19 protein-coding genes are annotated in these 15192 nt (G+C 72.4%); 11 read left to right on the top strand and 8 right to left on the bottom strand.

The genetic code is table 11. From position 1 onward, the window contains the following. The first annotated feature begins 65 nt into the window (after positions 1-65). Positions 66-635, top strand: a complete 570-nt coding sequence (locus FGF04_RS10675; protein ID WP_149511048.1) for a cupin domain-containing protein — start codon at positions 66-68, stop codon at positions 633-635. A gap of 220 nt (positions 636-855) precedes the next feature. Here the strand turns inward: FGF04_RS10675 and FGF04_RS10670 are convergent, their stop codons facing one another. The 5 genes from FGF04_RS10670 to FGF04_RS10650 form a co-directional block, all read right to left on the bottom strand. Continuing rightward, the gene (locus FGF04_RS10670; RefSeq protein ID WP_149511047.1) at positions 856-1305 is read right to left on the bottom strand and encodes a spore-associated protein; all 450 of its coding nucleotides are present in this window, start codon (positions 1303-1305) and stop codon (positions 856-858) included. 154 nt (positions 1306-1459) lie between these two features. Further along, the gene (locus FGF04_RS10665; protein WP_149511046.1) at positions 1460-2032 is read right to left on the bottom strand and encodes a transcriptional regulator; all 573 of its coding nucleotides are present in this window, start codon (positions 2030-2032) and stop codon (positions 1460-1462) included. A 30-nt stretch (positions 2033-2062) separates the two neighbouring features. Next, complete coding sequence (locus FGF04_RS10660; RefSeq protein ID WP_149511045.1) at positions 2063-3901, bottom strand: GAF and ANTAR domain-containing protein; 1839 nt, start codon at positions 3899-3901, stop codon at positions 2063-2065. 6 nt (positions 3902-3907) lie between these two features. Continuing rightward, the gene (locus FGF04_RS10655; RefSeq protein WP_149511044.1) at positions 3908-4198 is read right to left on the bottom strand and encodes an ANTAR domain-containing protein; all 291 of its coding nucleotides are present in this window, start codon (positions 4196-4198) and stop codon (positions 3908-3910) included. 7 nt (positions 4199-4205) lie between these two features. Continuing rightward, complete coding sequence (locus tag FGF04_RS10650) at positions 4206-4682, bottom strand: hypothetical protein (RefSeq protein WP_149511043.1); 477 nt, start codon at positions 4680-4682, stop codon at positions 4206-4208. Between the two features lie 233 nt (positions 4683-4915). Here FGF04_RS10650 and FGF04_RS10645 point away from each other — a divergent pair, with 233 nt between their 5' ends. Next, positions 4916-5326 (top strand): four-helix bundle copper-binding protein, encoded by a 411-nt coding sequence (locus tag FGF04_RS10645; protein WP_149511042.1) that lies wholly within the window; start codon positions 4916-4918, stop codon positions 5324-5326. Positions 5327-5616: 290 nt separating this feature from the next. Here the strand turns inward: FGF04_RS10645 and FGF04_RS10640 are convergent, their stop codons facing one another. Next, a complete protein-coding gene (locus FGF04_RS10640) occupies positions 5617-5973 on the bottom strand; it encodes an ANTAR domain-containing protein (protein ID WP_149511041.1) in 357 nt (118 codons plus the stop codon). 626 nt (positions 5974-6599) lie between these two features. On the opposite strand from FGF04_RS10640, the gene FGF04_RS10635 reads away from it, so the two are divergent. The 5 genes from FGF04_RS10635 to FGF04_RS10615 all read left to right on the top strand — a co-directional run bounded on the left by FGF04_RS10635 (position 6600) and on the right by FGF04_RS10615 (position 11257). Further along, positions 6600-6782 carry a hypothetical protein gene (locus FGF04_RS10635; protein WP_149511040.1) on the top strand — a complete coding sequence of 61 codons (183 nt, stop codon included), beginning with the start codon at positions 6600-6602 and terminating at the stop codon, positions 6780-6782. A gap of 323 nt (positions 6783-7105) precedes the next feature. Further along, positions 7106-8230, top strand: a complete 1125-nt coding sequence (locus tag FGF04_RS10630; RefSeq protein WP_149511039.1) for a glycosyltransferase family protein — start codon at positions 7106-7108, stop codon at positions 8228-8230. Further along, positions 8227-9297 (top strand): glycosyltransferase, encoded by a 1071-nt coding sequence (locus FGF04_RS10625; RefSeq protein WP_149511038.1) that lies wholly within the window; start codon positions 8227-8229, stop codon positions 9295-9297. Before FGF04_RS10630 ends, FGF04_RS10625 begins: the two co-directional genes overlap by 4 nt. Next, entirely contained in the window at positions 9294-10376 is a 1083-nt protein-coding gene (locus FGF04_RS10620; protein WP_149511037.1) for a glycosyltransferase, read from the top strand. Before FGF04_RS10625 ends, FGF04_RS10620 begins: the two co-directional genes overlap by 4 nt. Next, positions 10373-11257, top strand: a complete 885-nt coding sequence (locus FGF04_RS10615) for a glycosyltransferase family 2 protein (protein ID WP_223146370.1) — start codon at positions 10373-10375, stop codon at positions 11255-11257. The genes FGF04_RS10620 and FGF04_RS10615 overlap by 4 nt, the downstream gene beginning before the upstream one ends. Here the strand turns inward: FGF04_RS10615 and FGF04_RS10610 are convergent. Beyond that, positions 11217-11930 (bottom strand): GAF and ANTAR domain-containing protein, encoded by a 714-nt coding sequence (locus tag FGF04_RS10610; RefSeq protein WP_149511036.1) that lies wholly within the window; start codon positions 11928-11930, stop codon positions 11217-11219. The two genes, FGF04_RS10615 and FGF04_RS10610, sit on opposite strands and share 41 nt — an antisense overlap. Positions 11931-12328: 398 nt before the next feature. On the opposite strand from FGF04_RS10610, the gene FGF04_RS10605 reads away from it, so the two are divergent. From FGF04_RS10605 to FGF04_RS10595, 4 genes are all read left to right on the top strand, one after another. After that, entirely contained in the window at positions 12329-12784 is a 456-nt protein-coding gene (locus FGF04_RS10605) for an SsgA family sporulation/cell division regulator (protein ID WP_188114033.1), read from the top strand. 142 nt (positions 12785-12926) lie between these two features. Continuing rightward, positions 12927-13097: a hypothetical protein gene (locus tag FGF04_RS39985; RefSeq protein ID WP_188114032.1), complete on the top strand. Its 171-nt coding sequence runs from the start codon at positions 12927-12929 to the stop codon at positions 13095-13097. Between the two features lie 150 nt (positions 13098-13247). Beyond that, positions 13248-13481, top strand: a complete 234-nt coding sequence (locus FGF04_RS10600; protein WP_149511034.1) for a hypervirulence associated TUDOR domain-containing protein — start codon at positions 13248-13250, stop codon at positions 13479-13481. Continuing rightward, positions 13478-13819: a DUF3140 domain-containing protein gene (locus tag FGF04_RS10595; protein WP_149511033.1), complete on the top strand. Its 342-nt coding sequence runs from the start codon at positions 13478-13480 to the stop codon at positions 13817-13819. Before FGF04_RS10600 ends, FGF04_RS10595 begins: the two co-directional genes overlap by 4 nt. 47 nt (positions 13820-13866) lie before the next feature. Here the strand turns inward: FGF04_RS10595 and FGF04_RS10590 are convergent, their stop codons facing one another. Then, on the bottom strand, positions 13867-15132 hold the full coding sequence (locus tag FGF04_RS10590) for an APC family permease (protein ID WP_235882277.1): 1266 nt from the start codon (positions 15130-15132) through the stop codon (positions 13867-13869). Between the last annotated feature and the right edge of the window lie 60 nt (positions 15133-15192).

Genomic DNA, 15192 nt, shown 5'->3' with positions numbered 1-15192 from the left:
CTGCGGGGCCGGGCGGGAGCGTACAGGCCGGTTGGAAAGCACAGAAAAGGGGCACCCAGGCGCACATGGACCTCTCTTCGCTGCCCGGGCCGGTGCCTGACCGGCTCCTTGAGCCGCGGGAACTGCTGGAACTGGCCCGCGGCGTGGGCGAGCAGGAGGACGCCTGGCAGGAGTGCCTCGGCGGCTGCGCTCAGGAGCGCAGCTACGCCTCCTACTTCCTCAACGAGTACGTGGGTGTGTGGATCATCGAGTGGCGCGAGGACGCGCACGACACCGGCTACCACGACCACGACCGCTCGTGCGGCGGCGTGCACGTGGCCCGCGGGGCCATCCGGCACGAGAAGCTGCGGCTGGGACAGCGCCCGGTCGGCACCCGGGTCGATGCGGGGGACGGCTTCTGCTTCGACCGCACCGCCATCCACCGCATGCGCCGCGAGCCCGGCGCCGGCCCCACCGTCACCGTGCACGCCTACTCACCCCCGCTGGAGCACACCGGGCAGTACGGGCAGCACGAGGACGGCCTCCTGCACCGCGTGCCCACCTCTTCCGAACAGTCCCTGCAGCCCACCGGGCACCAGGGGACACCGACCGGCAGAGTGGGCGACGCCGCGGCCGACCGGGACACACTGCCCTGACAGGCGCGGGGGGGGGAGAGAGGGGTGTGGTCGTGGAGGGCGGTCGCCTGCGCGGCGAAAGGCTCCATGAGGCTTCAGCCGAACGATCGTCCTCATGGGCAATGGGTGAGGCCCGGGGACACTGTCCCCTCCACGACCACACTCCCCTCAACCGGCATGCCCCCGCGGATGTTCCCCGCGCAGGCATCCTGCTGCGGGAGCGCGCCGGCCGCCGGGCGGATCAGCGGGTGAAGGTCGTGCGCTGCTCCTTGCGGGCGGCGCAGTTGGAGTCGTTCACCTGGACGTAGGTGTTCTTGATGCCGCCGCCCCAGCTGACGCAGTGGCCCTTGCCGTAGACGTAGGCAGGACCCGCGTAGGAGGTGTAGCTGCCGTAGTCCTCGTCGTAGTCCTCGGTGTCGGGGACGAAGACGAAGGTCGACACGTCCACGGCCGTGCCCGGGGTGCTGCGGATGGTGGTGACGCAGTTCTTGCCGTTCGCCGCGTTGTAGGTCAGGTAGACGGTGCCCAGCGAGCCGACGGGAGCGGAGTTGACGGTCTTGTAGGCGCTGCCGCAGACCTTCTGCGGTGTGGTGTTGGGCGCGGCGGAGGCGGGCGCCGCCAGCGCGGTCGAGGCGCCCACGGCCAGGGCGGCGAACGCGGCGGCACTCAGGACGGAACGGTTGAACCTCATATTTCCCCCTTGTGTACTTAGGAGTCGGTTGCTCCTGCCTGGTGTGACACGCGGGACGCCCCGACGGTTGTGCGCCGGGGCGGGGGATGAGGAAAAAGGTGTGGCGTGCGGCGTGTGGCTCCAGCGGTCCGGCGGGCCTGGCGCGCCGGGGGCGTTACGCGGCGAAGCCGATGTTCGTGACGTACTCGTACTGGCCCCACTGCGAGCCGAGGTCCACGACCTGCTCCACCCACGCCTCGTCCAGTTGCTGCTCGTTACCGGCCGCCCAGGCGGCGACGATGCGCTCCCACCGTCGGACGTTCATCGTGCGCAGCTCCAGCGCGCGCTGGCGCGGGCGCTCGACCTGGGACTGGTTGAGGGGGTGGATCTCCACCCGGGTGCCGCGACCGGCCCGGTCGAGGCGGGCAATCAGGTAGCGGGCGACGTTCTCGCGGCGCACGGTGCGGTACGCCTGCTCGATGCGCTCCAGGTTCTTCTTCGAGGGCGTGCGGGTGCCGGTCTGCCAGGCGCGCAGGGTGCGTTCGGTGACGCTCAAGCCGGCCGCGCGGGCCGCGGTGCGGGCCCGGTCGGTGCGGGTGAGGTAGTGCAGACGGGCCTGCAGGCCGCGGCGGGCGGTGACGGGGGTGGCGATGTAGCCGGCGAGCGCGTCCAGCTGGCGGGCGACGGCCTGGTGGCCCTTGAGGCCGCGGGCACCGTACTTGCCGAACTCGATGGTGCGCTCAGGCATCGTCTCCTCCGGATCTGTCGGGTGACTGGATCACTGTACGGGGCCGGTGGGTGCGGGGCCGGGGGCGGCGGATGTGGTGTCGACGGTGTAGGTGTCCTTGACCTTCACCTCGGTGACGCCGCGGCCCTCGGGGAAGACCGCACGCCAGTCGCCGGCCACGTGCAGTTCGTCGGTGCCCATCGCCCGCACGACGAGCAGGCCCTCGTCCCAGGCGCGGTGGGCCTTCCACCACAGGTTGGCGAACGCCTGGGAGCGGATGAGGTGCATCCAGTCGGTGCGGTACAGCTCGCGGTTGTAGTTCGACTCCCCCAGCGTGGAGACGAACTTGGCGTACATCGCCTTCACGTACTCAAGGGTGACCACATCGTCCTGGCCGATCGCCCGGTCGCGGGCGTCCTTGAGGGCGATGCGGAACTTCTCCAGGAGGCTCTCGGTGGCCCCCGAGGTCCAGGACTCGTGGATCCGGGGCGGGTCGCACAGGCCGTAGCGGGGGCCGGCCAGGCGCAGCAGCAGGCGCAGGGTGGGTTCGGTCACCCACAGCGGGCCGGCTTCGTCGCGGTCGCCGATCGGGTTGGGCAGCACCGCCCCGTGCTCCCAGGCGGGTGGGGTGATCAGGTGCAGGCCGGCGCGGCGGCGGTCGTGGTGGTCGCCGGTGGAGTGTTCCAGCTGGCCGATCGGCAGGTGGGTCTTGAGGGCGGACAGGTAGGCGCCGTTGACGTCGAGCGCCGTGATCTCGTGGGCGCCGGGGGGCAGTTCGGGCCTGGACCACTTGGGGCGGGCCTCCCACACCTGGTCGGCGCCGCGCGCGCTCTGCTTGCGCAGGATGTCGGGCAGCCACGGGTGGGCGATGACGTCGTAGCGTCCGCCCTTGCGGGTGTCGTCCAGCAGGGCCATCGCGTCCGGGATGGCGCGCTTGACCAGGGCGGCCGTGGCCGCCTCGGTGTCGCCGCCGTGATCGGCCAGCGCGGCCGCGACCGCGGCGCCGATACGGTCCGGTGCAGCGGGGACCGCCCGCACACGGCGGCCCACCGGCACGACCCGCACACCGGAGCCGGCCCGGGCCGGCTCCCGGGCGGACGCCGACGCCCGCGGCGCCGTGTGCGGGGCGGGTGCCTGGGCCGGCTGCACGGCCGCGGGCGCGGGTGACGGCGGAGACGAGTCGCTGTCGAGGGTGCCGTTCGCGACCTGGGTGGCCAGGAGCGCYAGTTGCATCTGGTGGGAGCGGGCGTGCCTGCGCAGCGCGTCGAACGCTTCGTCGAGGCTGGTCTGCCAGCGTTCCGCGAGCAGCCCCTTGGCCTGTTCGATGACCACACGACTGGTGAACGCCTGTTCGAGCTGGGCGCGTTCCATGGAGGTCTGCTCGATGGTGCGCTGCTGCAGGATGGCGATGGTCGCCACGTCCGCCAGCGCCTGGGCCACCCGGATGTCGGATTCCGCGAGCACCTGGTGACGGCTGTCGAAGAGGTTGAGGGCGCCGACGCTCTGGTGGCGCAGCCGCATCGGCAGGGCGTGCGACGTGAGGAAGCCCATCTCGCGTGCGCGGGTGGCGAACGCGGGAAAGGCACGGGTGGCCTCGGGCGAGGTGAGGTCGATGGCCAGGCTCGCCTGCCCGCTGCGGTGGCATTCCACGCACGGCCCCTCATCGTGCTGCAGGGCGAAGACCTCCAGCAGCCGGGTGTGCTCGTCGGACGCGGCGATCAGCTGCAGACCGCCGTGCGGGTCGGCGAGCATGACCCCCGCGGCGGAGATGTCGAGCAGTTCCACGCAGTGATCGCACAGCCGATGCAGGAACTCGATGAGATCGAAGTCGTCGACGAGCGTGTCGACGGCCTCCACGATGGCCTCCAGGAGGCGTTCCTCGCGAGTCATGACTCCTCATTCCCTACCTGTGCCGGACGCATCCGGCTCTGTTCCGTCGTTTGCGAAGCGCACCCTGCGTGCGACCACGTCCTCCGAGACGTCCACCACGGTCCGCCCGTGCCGGTAGGCGTGCGCCCGCAACAGCAGCAGGGCCTGCGCCAAGGACACTTCGGCCTGTGCGCTCACCATGCCGGTCGCCTGGTGGACGACCGCCCGGTAGAACTCGCTGCCCCTCTCGGCGGTGGCGAACGCATCCGTCACGGTGCCTCCGTTCAGCACCACCGCCGTCAGGGCCCTGGCCAGCATGCGTACGTCACTCCCGGCGGAACCCTCCAGGCCGCCCCGGGCGCCGCGCTGCAATGTCAGCGTGCCGAGGCACGCGCCCCCCCACGTGCAGGGGGAAGGCGAACACCGCCCGTACGCCCAGGTCCAGTGCGTCCGGCAGCAGCATCGGCCAGCGGTCGGGTGCCACCCTCGACAGGTCCGGCTCCATGACGGCCGTGCAGGTGGCGGCCGTTTCCGGGCCCGGCCCCTGTCCCTGGGTGTACTGCAGGTCCTCCAGCCGTGCGCTGGCGTCCGATGCGTACCAGATCAGCTCGCCCAGGCCGGGACCCACCGGGTTCGTCGTGAGGGACACGGCGATGCCGTCCACCCCCAGGACCCGGGCGCACCGTGCCGGATCGCCGCCGATCAACGCGGTGTCCCCGAAGCGGGGGCGCAGATCACCGAGGACAGCGGCGATACCTTCCCGTTCGACCACCGTGCCACCCGTCCCCGTCCTTGTGGACATCCGCGGGCCCACGGTCATCCGCCCCCACCCTAGACCTACTGCTCATCGTGGCCCGATCCACCTGAACATGGCATACGGCTCGCCGTCCGTACGCCGCCCGCACGCCAGCCGTACGCCGGCTGTACGGCTCACCGGCGGAGTGGCCGCTCGCCGGATGTTTCCCGTGCCCTGCGTGGTGTCACCCCGTACAGGGCGGCGACCGCCGCACGACGATCCGCACCCTGGAGGCCCGCATGATCACTGCAGTCAAGGACATGCTCGATGCCCACCCCAGTGATCCGGGCGGCGTGGACCCTGACCGGCTCGTCCGCTGTATCGAGGAGTGCCTCACCTGCGCGCAGGCGTGCACCGCTTGCGCGGACGCCTGCATGTCCGAGGACATGGTCGCCGAATTGACCAGGTGCATCCGCACCGACGCGGACTGCGCCGACCTCTGCACCGCCACGGCCAGGGTGCTCTCCCGCCGTACCGGTTACGACGCCGAGGTCGCCCGGGCGGTCCTCCGGGCGTGCGCGACGGTCTGTAAAGCCTGTGGCGACGAGTGCGAGCGCCACGCCGACATGCACGACCACTGCCGTGTGTGCGCGGAGGCCTGCCGCCGCTGCGAACAGGCCTGCAACGACCTCCTCGCCTCCCTGGGCTGACTCGACCGGTTACCACGGGCCCGTCCGCCGGCCGTGCGGGCCGGTGCGCGGCACCGGTCGGGCGCGGGTCCGCCGTCCGGGTGAGGTCGCGGCGCTCGCTCCGGCCGGAGCCGGCGGCCGCCGACCGCGAACCGTCGACCGGGAACCACCGACCGTCGACCGGGAACCATCGACCGGGGACCACCGACCGGCGGCCGGACTGTTTCAATCTCCCCGGTCCTGACAGGCGTGCCGGGCGCGCCGGTACGGTACGCGTCAGCGCGCCCGGAGCCGCCCGGCCGACATGCCGCTCACCCCCGTGGTCGCGGGGCGTGCGCGCGGTCGAGCTGTTGCTCCAGTTCGGCCCGTACGTCACTGGCCAGATGCCCGGTGCGGGCCCACTCGACGACGAGTTCCGCGACATGCCGCAACTTGATGTTCGTGTGCTGCGAGACGCCCACGAGCGCGTTCCAGCCCTGCTCCGGCCTGAGCCGACCGGTGGCGATCACGACGCCGATCGCCTGGTCCACAACGGCGTGCGAGCGCACCGCCTCGTGGAGCTGCGTGTTCTCCTGCTGCAGCTCACGCACCCGCTCCAGTGCGTGCTCCGCGTTTCCTCGTGCCGCATCCTCGGCAGGGGATGCCGATGCGGGGATATCGGCCGTCATCCTCGCCTCCGTCGTCCTTGAACTGGTGTTCCGGCACCCGGAGGGAGATGTCCTGCCGATCCTTCATCAGCGACAGGGGGCTCTCGCCGGCGTGGTCCAGGAGCACGACCGCGAGGCGGTGAGGGTGCTCGGCCGGACCCCGGCTCGGCACCACACCGTCCGCACCGAACGCCTCACGACAGATCAGGGAGGGCGGGCGGACGGGAGAAGTACAGGTCCGGGGTCTGGGGACCGGAGACCGCCGCCTTTTTCCAGACGGCTCAGTGCGCGGTTTCTCAGTTCGGCACGGCCTCCACGCCTGATTCTGCCCTTCACGGTTGCTTGGCGGCAACGCTGCGATCTCATGCCGCGGTGGAAACCGACCGCTCCGGACTCGCCCGGACCCGCGCCGAATCGCCCCGATTGGCTCCGATCAGCCCCCATCGGCCCCCATCGGCCCCGATCTGCGCCCATCGGCCCCGTGGTTCGGACGGAGGAGAACGGGTACTGCTCAGCGGATCTCGGGTCTCGGGCACCCTGTTCGGGACGAAGGGGTGTTCCCCCGTCCTGGACGGGGGAGGGACAGGGCACTGATCGATGACATCTGTGGAGGTGGCAGGGTGCGGAAGGCTTTGCGGGCGGGCAGAGTGATCCTGTTCGATCCCGCCGAAGGGGCCGGCCTCATCGCCGCCTACGGCAGCGACGAACGTGTTCCCTTCCAGGCGTGGGACATCAGGTTCGTGGATGCCGTCACGGAAGGTCAGCCCGTCATCTATGCCATCGAACGGGTGGATGCGGCCCTGCGGGCCGTGGAGGTCCGTCCGGCGTAGGGACTGTCTTCACCCGTACGTGCCCGTGTCAAGGCGCCGATCGAGCCGACGTCGAGGTTGACGGCACGGGTTCGCGTGCCGCTGTTCCCGGGCTTCTGTTCCTGGGCTCCTGTTCCCGTGCCGCCGTTCCCGGGCCGCCGGGACCGTAACGGGCTTCCTGTCTGATTTTCCGGTGTTCGTATGCCGCGCATGGAGCTTCCCGCCACGGGTACCCAGCGTGAAGTCAAGAATACAAACACTGACATTCAGGGCAGAGCGGCCTGACGGAGGCCCGGTCGCACCCGCGGCCGCTTCCTCGCTCCGCTGCGTGAGGCAGGAGCAGAATGACGGTGAACCATCACATTCCGGCCGCCACGCGGGGACCCAGGGGCGGCACCGCTGTCGTCGGCACGATCCGGGTGGCCTCGGTGCCCGCCGGGCACGTGTACGTACGGCACTGCGCGGACCCGCAGGGATCGGACGGGGTCGTCCGGCTGAAGGATCCGCGTCCCAACGGAGCCCCCAGCACGTCCGCGCGCTGGTGGCCGCCGGTCATGCTCGACCCGGACTGGGTGCACGCGCACCACACGGACTTCGATCTGTTCCACCTGCACTTCGGGTTCGACGCGCAGTCGCCGCGGCAGCTGAGGTCCCTCGTACGGGCCCTGCGGAAGTACGGCAAGCCACTGGTGTACACGGTGCACGACCTGCGCAATCCGCATCAGCCCGATCCCGCGCCGCACGACGCCGCGCTGGACGTCCTCGTTCCGGCGGCGGACCACCTCGTCACCCTGACCCCCGGCGCGGCCGCCGAGATCGCCCGGCGCTGGCACCGTACGGCGACGGTCCTGCCCCACCCCCATGTCGTGGAGGAGTCCCGTCTCGTCCGGCCCCGCCCGGCCCGTGACGGCTTCCGGGTCGGCGTGCACGCCAAGAGCCTGCGCCCCAACATGGACCTGCTGCCGGTCGTGCGGACGCTCGCGGAGGCCGTCGCCGGCCTGCCGGACGCCGAGGTGCGGGTGAACGTCCACCACGAGGTGGGCGACCCGGACGCGCACGCCTACGCGCCCGGCACGCTGGCACAGCTCAACGCGCTGGCGCAGGCCGGACGGATCCGGCTCTTGGCGCACGACTACTTCGACGACGACCTGCTCTGGGACTACCTGTCGTCGCTGGACCTGTCCGTGCTGCCCTACGCGTTCGGCACCCACTCCGGCTGGCTGGAGGCGTGCCACGACCTCGGCACCGCCGTGGCCGCCCCCTCCTGCGGCTACTACGCCGAGCAGCGCCCGTGCCTGTCCTACGGCCACACCCAGCGGGGCGGCCTGGACGAGGGATCGCTGCGCGCCGCCGTCCTGGAGGCGTACCGTACGCGCCCGCGCTGGCGTGCCACCGCACCGGAACGGACCGCCGAGCGCGCCTCCGTGGCCGCCGCGCACCGCAGGATCTACGCAGAGCTGCTGGGATGAACACGGCCCTGCGCATCGCGCTCATCGCGTCCGCCCGCTTCCCCGTCAGGGAGCCGTTCGCCGGAGGGCTGGAGGCGCACACTTGGACGCTCGCCCGCGCACTCAGGGCGCGGGGGCACCAGGTGCGGCTCTTCGCGGCCCCGGGCTCCGACCCCGGTCTCGACGTGACGGAGATCCCCGTGCACCTGCCGGCGCTGAGCACGGCGGCCCGCTCGGACGTCAGCATGCCGGACGGCAGATGGATGGAGGAGCACCACGCGTACCTGAAGCTGATGCTGGACCTGGCCGGGGAGGGCGGACGCTCCTTCGACGTGGTCCAGAACAACAGCCTCCACTACCTGCCGGTCGCGATGGCCCCCGCCGTAGGGATACCGGTGGTGACGACCCTGCACACCCCGCCCACGCCCTGGCTGGAGTCGGCCATCCAGACGCACGGCCCCGGCGCCGTGACGTTCACCGCCGTCAGCGAGCACACGGCCGCCGCCTGGCAGCCCCTGGTCCCCGCGGCCAGGGTGATCCGCAACGGTGTCGACACCGCCCGCTGGCCCATCGGGCCGGGCGGCCCGCACCTGGTGTGGTTCGGGCGCATCGTGCCGGAGAAGGGTCCCCATCTGGCCGCCGAGGCCGCCCGCAGGGCCGGGCGCCCGCTGCGCCTGGCGGGTCCCGTCGGCGACCGGGAGTACTTCGAGGAGTGCCTGGTCCCGCTGCTGGACGACGACATCCGTTACGTCGGCCACCTCGACCGCCGCGCACTGGCCGCGCTGGTGGGGACCTCCGCGGCGGCGCTGGTGACGCCCTGCTGGGACGAGCCGTACGGCCTGGTCGTCGCCGAGGCGCTGTCCTGCGGCACACCGGTGTGCGGGTTCGACCGCGGCGCCCTCGGCGAGATCCTCACCGACGAGTGCGGTCTGCTGGCCCCGGCCGACGACGTCGACGCCCTTGCCCGCCTCGTCGACGGCACGACACGGCTCGACCGCCACGCGGCACGGGACCGCGCCGACCGGTTCTGCACCCTGGAGAGCATGGCCGACGGCTACACCTCCCTGTACCAGGAGCTCGCGGCATGATCGGCTACTACGTGCACCACCAGGGCCGGGGCCACCTGCACCGTGCCGCGTGCGTCGCCCGGCACCTGCGCACCCCGGTCACCGGGTTCTCCTCCCTCCCGCGCCCCGAGGACTGGACGGGGGAGTGGGTCCGGCTCCCCATGGACGCCGGCCCCGACCGCCCGGGCCGGGGAGCTGCCGAGGCCGCGGACCCGACAGCGGGCGGGAGACTGCACTGGGTGCCGCGCCACCACCCCGGCCTCAGGGACCGGATGGGCGCCGTCGCCGAGTGGATCAGGCGGACCGGCCCGTCGCTGTTCGTCAGCGACGTCTCCGTCGAAGTGACCCTCCTGGCACGGCTCATGGGCGTCCCCGTCGTCGCCGCGGCGATGCGCGGCGACCGCTTCGACCCGGCCCACCGGCTGGGTTACGACGTGGCCGACGCGCTGCTCGCACCCTGGCCCGCGGACCTGCCGGAGCCGGGCTGGCCCCGCGCCTGGCTGGACAAGACGGTGCACACGGGGGCCTTCTCCCGCTACGACGGCCGCCCCCGCGTGCGGCCGGCCGCACGGTCGGCTGTGCTACCGGCCGTGCGACCGGCTGTGCGATCGGCCCCCACCGGCGGCACCCGGCAGGTCGTCGTCATGCTGGGAGCCGGCGGAGCGGGCATCGACGGCGACGACCTCCGCCGTGCGCAGGCGAGCACCCCCGGCTGGTCGTGGACCTTCCTGGGCGGCCCCGGCCGGTCCTGGACGGAGGACCCGTGGCCGCTGCTGAGCGGCGCGGACGTGGTCGTCACCCACGGCGGCCAGAACGCCGTCGCCGAGTGCGCCGCCGCCCGCGTCCCCACCGTCGTCGTCCCGCAGGACCGGCCCCACGGCGAACAGCGGGCGACCGCCGAAGCGCTGCGCGCCGGCCGTCTGGCGACCGTGCGCACCGCCTGGCCGGCCCCCGGGGAGTGGGCGGCCCTGCTGGACCGGACGGCGCGGGAGCAGCCCGCGGACCGGTGGAGCCGCTGGGCCCCGGGCGACGGGGCCCGGCGGGCGGCGGACGCCCTCGACCGGCTGGCGGCCGCCCCGTCACGGGGGCGAGCGGCATGAGGCTCGCGGTGATCACCGTGGTGGCGGGCCGGCACCGGCACCTGCGGCTGCAACAGGCCGGACTGGCGGCCGGCACGCGCCGGCCCGACCGCTACGTCGTCGTCACCATGGACGACGACGCGGCCGCGGACGCCCTCGCCGGCAGGCACCCCGCGGCGCGGACGGTGGCCGTGCCGCTCGGCGCCGAAGGGCGGATGCCGCTCGCGGCCGCCCGCAACGCCGGTGCCCGCAGGGCCCTCGCGGACGGCGCCGACCTGCTGGTCTTCCTCGACGTGGACTGCGTTCCGGGCGAGAACCTGCTGGCCCGCTACGCCGAGACGGCCGCCGACGGCGCCCTGCTGTGCGGAACGGTCACCTACCTCCCGCCGCCCCCGCCGGAGGGCTACCGTCTCGCGACCCTCCCGGACCTCGCACCGCCCCACCCGGGCCGTCCGGTCCCCGAGGACGCGCGGGTGCTGCGCGGCGGCGACCACCGCCTCTTCTGGTCGCTGTCCTTCGCGCTGACCGCCCGCACCTGGCGGGACACCGGCGGGTTCTGCGAGGACTACACGGGGTACGGCGGCGAGGACACCGACTTCGCGCTCCAGGCGGCCGGCCGCGGCGTCGACCTCTGGTGGGTCGGCGGCGCACCCGCGTACCACCAGCACCATCCGGTGAGCCGCCCGCCGGTCGAGCACCTCGACGACATCCTCCGCAACGGCGCCCTCTTCAAGGGACGCTGGGGGACGTGGCCCATGGAGGGGTGGCTGCGGGAGTTCGCCGACCGCGGCCTCGCCGCGTACGACCGGGACACGGACACCTGGCGGAGCACCGGGGAAGCCGGGCGCCGAACCCGTACTCCTACGGCGTACCGGGCGGATCGCCCAGGACGTCCTCGGTGATGTCCGGTAGCGACCTGCTGGTGCGGAACGCCTCGGCGCGCATGAGGGCGAGGGCGTCCTCGGGGCTGATCCGCCGCCGGTCCGCCAGGACCGCGACGGCGCGCGAGGTGTCGAACCAGTGGGCACGGACGACCGGCTCCGGTTCCCATGCCGGGGCGCCGGTCCCCGTGAACAGCACCTCGCGTGCGGGCATGAGCGCCGCCGTCACCGCGTCGGCCACGTGGGCCGCCTGCTCCAGGGCGTCCTCGTCGAGGGCGCGGGGCCGCGTCGCCAGCAGGTCGACCGACCCGAGGACGTAGTCGCCGAAGAACAGCGGGAGCCCGTACACCGAGCCCACCTCCGGCAGCTTCTCGCGCATCATCGCACCGAACAGGGGCCACGGCGTCAGCTCCTGCCGCAGGTCGTCCAAGGCCACGGGTTCGCCGGTCCGCGCGGCACTGATGCAGGGGCCCTCCAGCACCGTGAACTGGATCTCCTCCAGCAGCAGGGCGGAGTCGTCCGACGCGGCGAGCAGTTGGCGGGAGGGGGTGTCGGTGAGCAGCGACAGGGTGGCACCGTCCATGCCCAGCCCTTCGCACATCGCCGCGCACACCCGCCGCGGGACCTCCTCGCCGGGGGCGCCTGCCGCGGCCTCCGCGACCAGCCGCACCGCCTTCGTCGCCCCGGCCGTCATCCGGCCCGCCGCCGCCCTGACGCCCGCGCTCCGGTGTCCACCGTCATCTGTCTCTCCGTACCGTTCGCGATCGTTCGCGCGGACAGCGCATTCGTATCGCGGCCCCTGTGTCCGCGACGGTCGCCAGTCCGCGCAGACCGGGTGCCCTGTGCCGCCGGGTGCACGCCACGAACGGCACAGGCGAACCACGAACGGCACGGGCGAATCACGATCGGCACAGGCGAAAGTCCGGGATCGGCCGATTGAGGTCCGCGATGGCGGGTAGGCGCGCACTGCGCTTGGGAGAGCAGGCGCCTCAGTTCACGACGGCGCCCCTCCGCGGTGAGTTACCTCCGTGATGTCCACCCGGTCTCAAGGCTGCCGTCCTCCCTCATCTCCCAAGCCCTTGGTAGGCCGCCTTGTCTGCGTTCATCTCGACCTCTCTCCGTCTGACGGATCCGTTCCTCTTCACCCGTCTGACGCACACCGCCTTGCTGGTGGCGAACGAACAGCCGCCCTTCCCCCTCGCCCTGACCTTCGAGTATTCGGCGCACCAGCCGTTCACGGTGGTGATGGTCCTGCACGCGCTCGGGCAGGACGTCGAGTGGAACCTCTCGCGCGAACAGCTCCTCACGGGCCTGCGGCAACACGAGGGATGCGGCGACATCGCGGTGTGGCCGTCGGTCCGCCGCCAGGGCGAGGAGGTGGTCCGCATGCGGCTGGGGCCCCCGGAGTCCGGTGTGATCGTGGAGATCGAGCGGGCGACCCTCGGCGCCTGGCTGGAGAGCACGCTCGGACTGATCCCCCGGGGATCGGAGACGGACCACCTGTTCCTCGACCAGGTCATCGACGACATCTTCGAAACGGACTGCTGACACCCCGGGCCGCCCGGTGCGGGCGAGCCGGAAGGCCAGGGCCGTGGGCTGCACGTTTCGGGTGGGTTCGTACGGCTACCCGTGGCAGCGATCGACGGATCAACACAGCTCGGCTCAGCGCAACAGCACACGAGGAGTAGTCGTGACCGTTCCCGAAGAGAACCGCCCCAAGACGACGTCCACCGACGAAGTCGTCATGCAGCCTGACGAAGAGGCGTCGGCCGAGCAGGACAACGGCGCCACCGGACGCACCCTGCGCGAGGCGATGGAGGAGGCCGGGCTCAGCCCGGACGACGTCCGCGACGACAGCTGACCGGCACGACAGCTGACCGGGACGACATCCGACCGGCACGACATCCGACCGGTGAAGGTCCCCGCGGCGGCCGCCGACGTGCGCCCGGTGGTGAAGGGCGCAAGAGTTGAGGTCATCGCGGGGGGCCGTGGTCGAAGGAGTGTGCGGAACGTGGCGAAGGAAAAGAAGCTCAAGAAGGGCGACCAGGTCTCCTGGAGCAGTCACGGGCAGACCGTCCCCGGCAAGGTGAAGAAGAAGATCACCGGGACCGCCGAGGTGGCCGGGCGCACCGTCAAGGCCTCGAAGGACGAGCCGCAGTACGAGGTCGAGAGCGACAAGTCCGGCGGCAACGCCGTCCACAAGCCCGGGGCGCTCCGCAAGAAGAGCGGTGGGTCGGGGTCATGAGCGGCAAGAGCGACACGAGCCGCGAGGACACCGTCAAGGAGTTCGGCGAGGCCGTCAACATGACGCCGAGCAGCCTCAGGAAGTGGCTGGACACGGACGACTCCAAGAGCGTGGGGCAGTCCGACGGCGGCGGCGAGAGCGTGGGGCACGAGTCCGGGCGCCGTATCGTCAAGCTCCTGGACAAGAAGAAGAGCGACCTCACCGACGACGACATCGCGCACATGCGCAAGGTCGTCGGGTACGTCCATCGCCACCTCAAGCAGAAGCCCTCCGGCGACGTCACGGACACCAGGTGGCGGTACTCCCTCATGAACTGGGGCCACGACCCCAAGAAGTGACCGGGCGGAGGGCGGCAGACGCCCCCTCCGCCCCTCCCGGTACGGGGTCAGCGGGCGCGCCGCACCCGTGCCGCCGCCACCGCCCCCAGCACCGCGCCCACCGCGAGGACGACCAGGCCGCGCAGCCACACCTCGCCCTCGATCTGCGTCGCGAGCAGTACGCACGACGCCGCGCCCAGGACCGGCACCACGGTCGGCGCCCTGAAGTGGTCCCGGCTCATCTCCTCGCGGCGCAGGACGAGGACCGCCGTGTTGACGAGGAAGAAGACCACCAGGAGCAGCAGGACCAGCGTCGAGGCGAGGGTCGCCACGTCACCGGTCAGCGCCAGCAGCAGCGACAGGGCCGTGGTCGCGGCGATCGCGGCCCAGGGGGTGCGCCGGCCCGGCAGGACCTTGGTCAGGAAGCCCGGCAGCAGGCCGTCCTTCGCCATCCCGTAGGCCAGCCGCGACGACATGATGCCGGTGAGCAGCGCGCCGTTGGCGACCGCCACCAGGGCGATCGCGCTGAACAGCTCCGTGGGCACCCCGCCGGCCGCGCGCACCACCTCCAGGAGCGGTCCGCTGGACTCGGTCAGCTTCTTCGTCGGCACGGCCGCCGCCGCGGCGGCGCCCACCAGGACGTACACCGCCCCGGCCGTGATCAGGGCCCCGAAGAGCGCCCTCGGGTAGGTGCGCCGGGGGTCGCGGGTCTCCTCCGCCACGTTGACGGACGTCTCGAACCCGACGAACGAGTAGTACGCCAGCACCGCCCCGCTGAGCACCGCGGCGGCGGGTCCCTTCTCCGTCGTGCCGAGGTCCGTCAGGCGCCCCACGTCCCCGTCGCCGCGCAGCACGATCCAGGCACCGAGCCCGATGACCAGCAGCAGTCCGCTCACCTCGATGACCGTGGCGACGGTGTTCGCGCGCGTCGACTCGCTGATGCCCCGCGCGTTCAGCAGCGCCAGCGCGGCCAGGAAGACGACCGTGACCAGCACCACGGGGAGCGTCACGAACTCGGACAGGTAGTCGCCGCCGAACCCGCGGGCCAGCGCCCCCACCGACACGACCCCGGCGGCGAGCATGCAGAAGCCGGCGAGGAACCCGGCGAAGGGCCCGTACGCCAGGGTGGCGTAGTGGGAGGCGCCGCCCGCCCTCGGGTACTTCGTGACCAGCTCGGCGTACGAGGCCGCCGTCAGCAGGGCCAGGCACAGGGCGACGAGCAGGGGCACCCACACGGCGCCGCCGGCGTCGGCCGCGACCTGCCCGACCAGGACGTACACGCCCGCGCCGAGGACGTCGCCGAGGATGAAGAAGTAGAGCAGCGGGGTGGTCAGGACCTTCTTGAGCGCGGTGGGGGCGTCCGGGCCGGAGGACGTGCCGGGCCCGGCGGGAGG

It is taken from the genome of Streptomyces apricus (assembly GCF_008369065.1).
GTDB classification, from domain to species: Bacteria; Actinomycetota; Actinomycetes; order Streptomycetales; family Streptomycetaceae; genus Streptomyces; species Streptomyces apricus.
This window is presented reverse-complemented; position numbering and strand designations above follow the sequence as displayed.

Bases quoted from the DNA above. Each gene is read 5' to 3' on its own strand.
- FGF04_RS10665 (WP_149511046.1), bottom strand. From the start codon at position 2,032: ATGCCTGAGCGCACCATCGAGTTCGGCAAGTACGGTGCCCGCGGCCTC.
- FGF04_RS10650 (WP_149511043.1), bottom strand. From the start codon at position 4,682: ATGTCCACAAGGACGGGGACGGGTGGCACGGTGGTCGAACGGGAAGGT.
- FGF04_RS10670 (WP_149511047.1), bottom strand. From the start codon at position 1,305: ATGAGGTTCAACCGTTCCGTCCTGAGTGCCGCCGCGTTCGCCGCCCTG.
- FGF04_RS10615 (WP_223146370.1), top strand. From the start codon at position 10,373: ATGAGGCTCGCGGTGATCACCGTGGTGGCGGGCCGGCACCGGCACCTG.
- FGF04_RS10595 (WP_149511033.1), top strand. From the start codon at position 13,478: ATGAGCGGCAAGAGCGACACGAGCCGCGAGGACACCGTCAAGGAGTTC.
- FGF04_RS10655 (WP_149511044.1), bottom strand. From the start codon at position 4,198: ATGCTGGCCAGGGCCCTGACGGCGGTGGTGCTGAACGGAGGCACCGTG.
- FGF04_RS10610 (WP_149511036.1), bottom strand. From the start codon at position 11,930: ATGACGGCCGGGGCGACGAAGGCGGTGCGGCTGGTCGCGGAGGCCGCG.
- FGF04_RS10630 (WP_149511039.1), top strand. From the start codon at position 7,106: ATGACGGTGAACCATCACATTCCGGCCGCCACGCGGGGACCCAGGGGC.
- FGF04_RS10645 (WP_149511042.1), top strand. From the start codon at position 4,916: ATGATCACTGCAGTCAAGGACATGCTCGATGCCCACCCCAGTGATCCG.
- FGF04_RS10675 (WP_149511048.1), top strand. From the start codon at position 66: ATGGACCTCTCTTCGCTGCCCGGGCCGGTGCCTGACCGGCTCCTTGAG.
- FGF04_RS10620 (WP_149511037.1), top strand. From the start codon at position 9,294: ATGATCGGCTACTACGTGCACCACCAGGGCCGGGGCCACCTGCACCGT.
- FGF04_RS10625 (WP_149511038.1), top strand. From the start codon at position 8,227: ATGAACACGGCCCTGCGCATCGCGCTCATCGCGTCCGCCCGCTTCCCC.
- FGF04_RS10640 (WP_149511041.1), bottom strand. From the start codon at position 5,973: ATGACGGCCGATATCCCCGCATCGGCATCCCCTGCCGAGGATGCGGCA.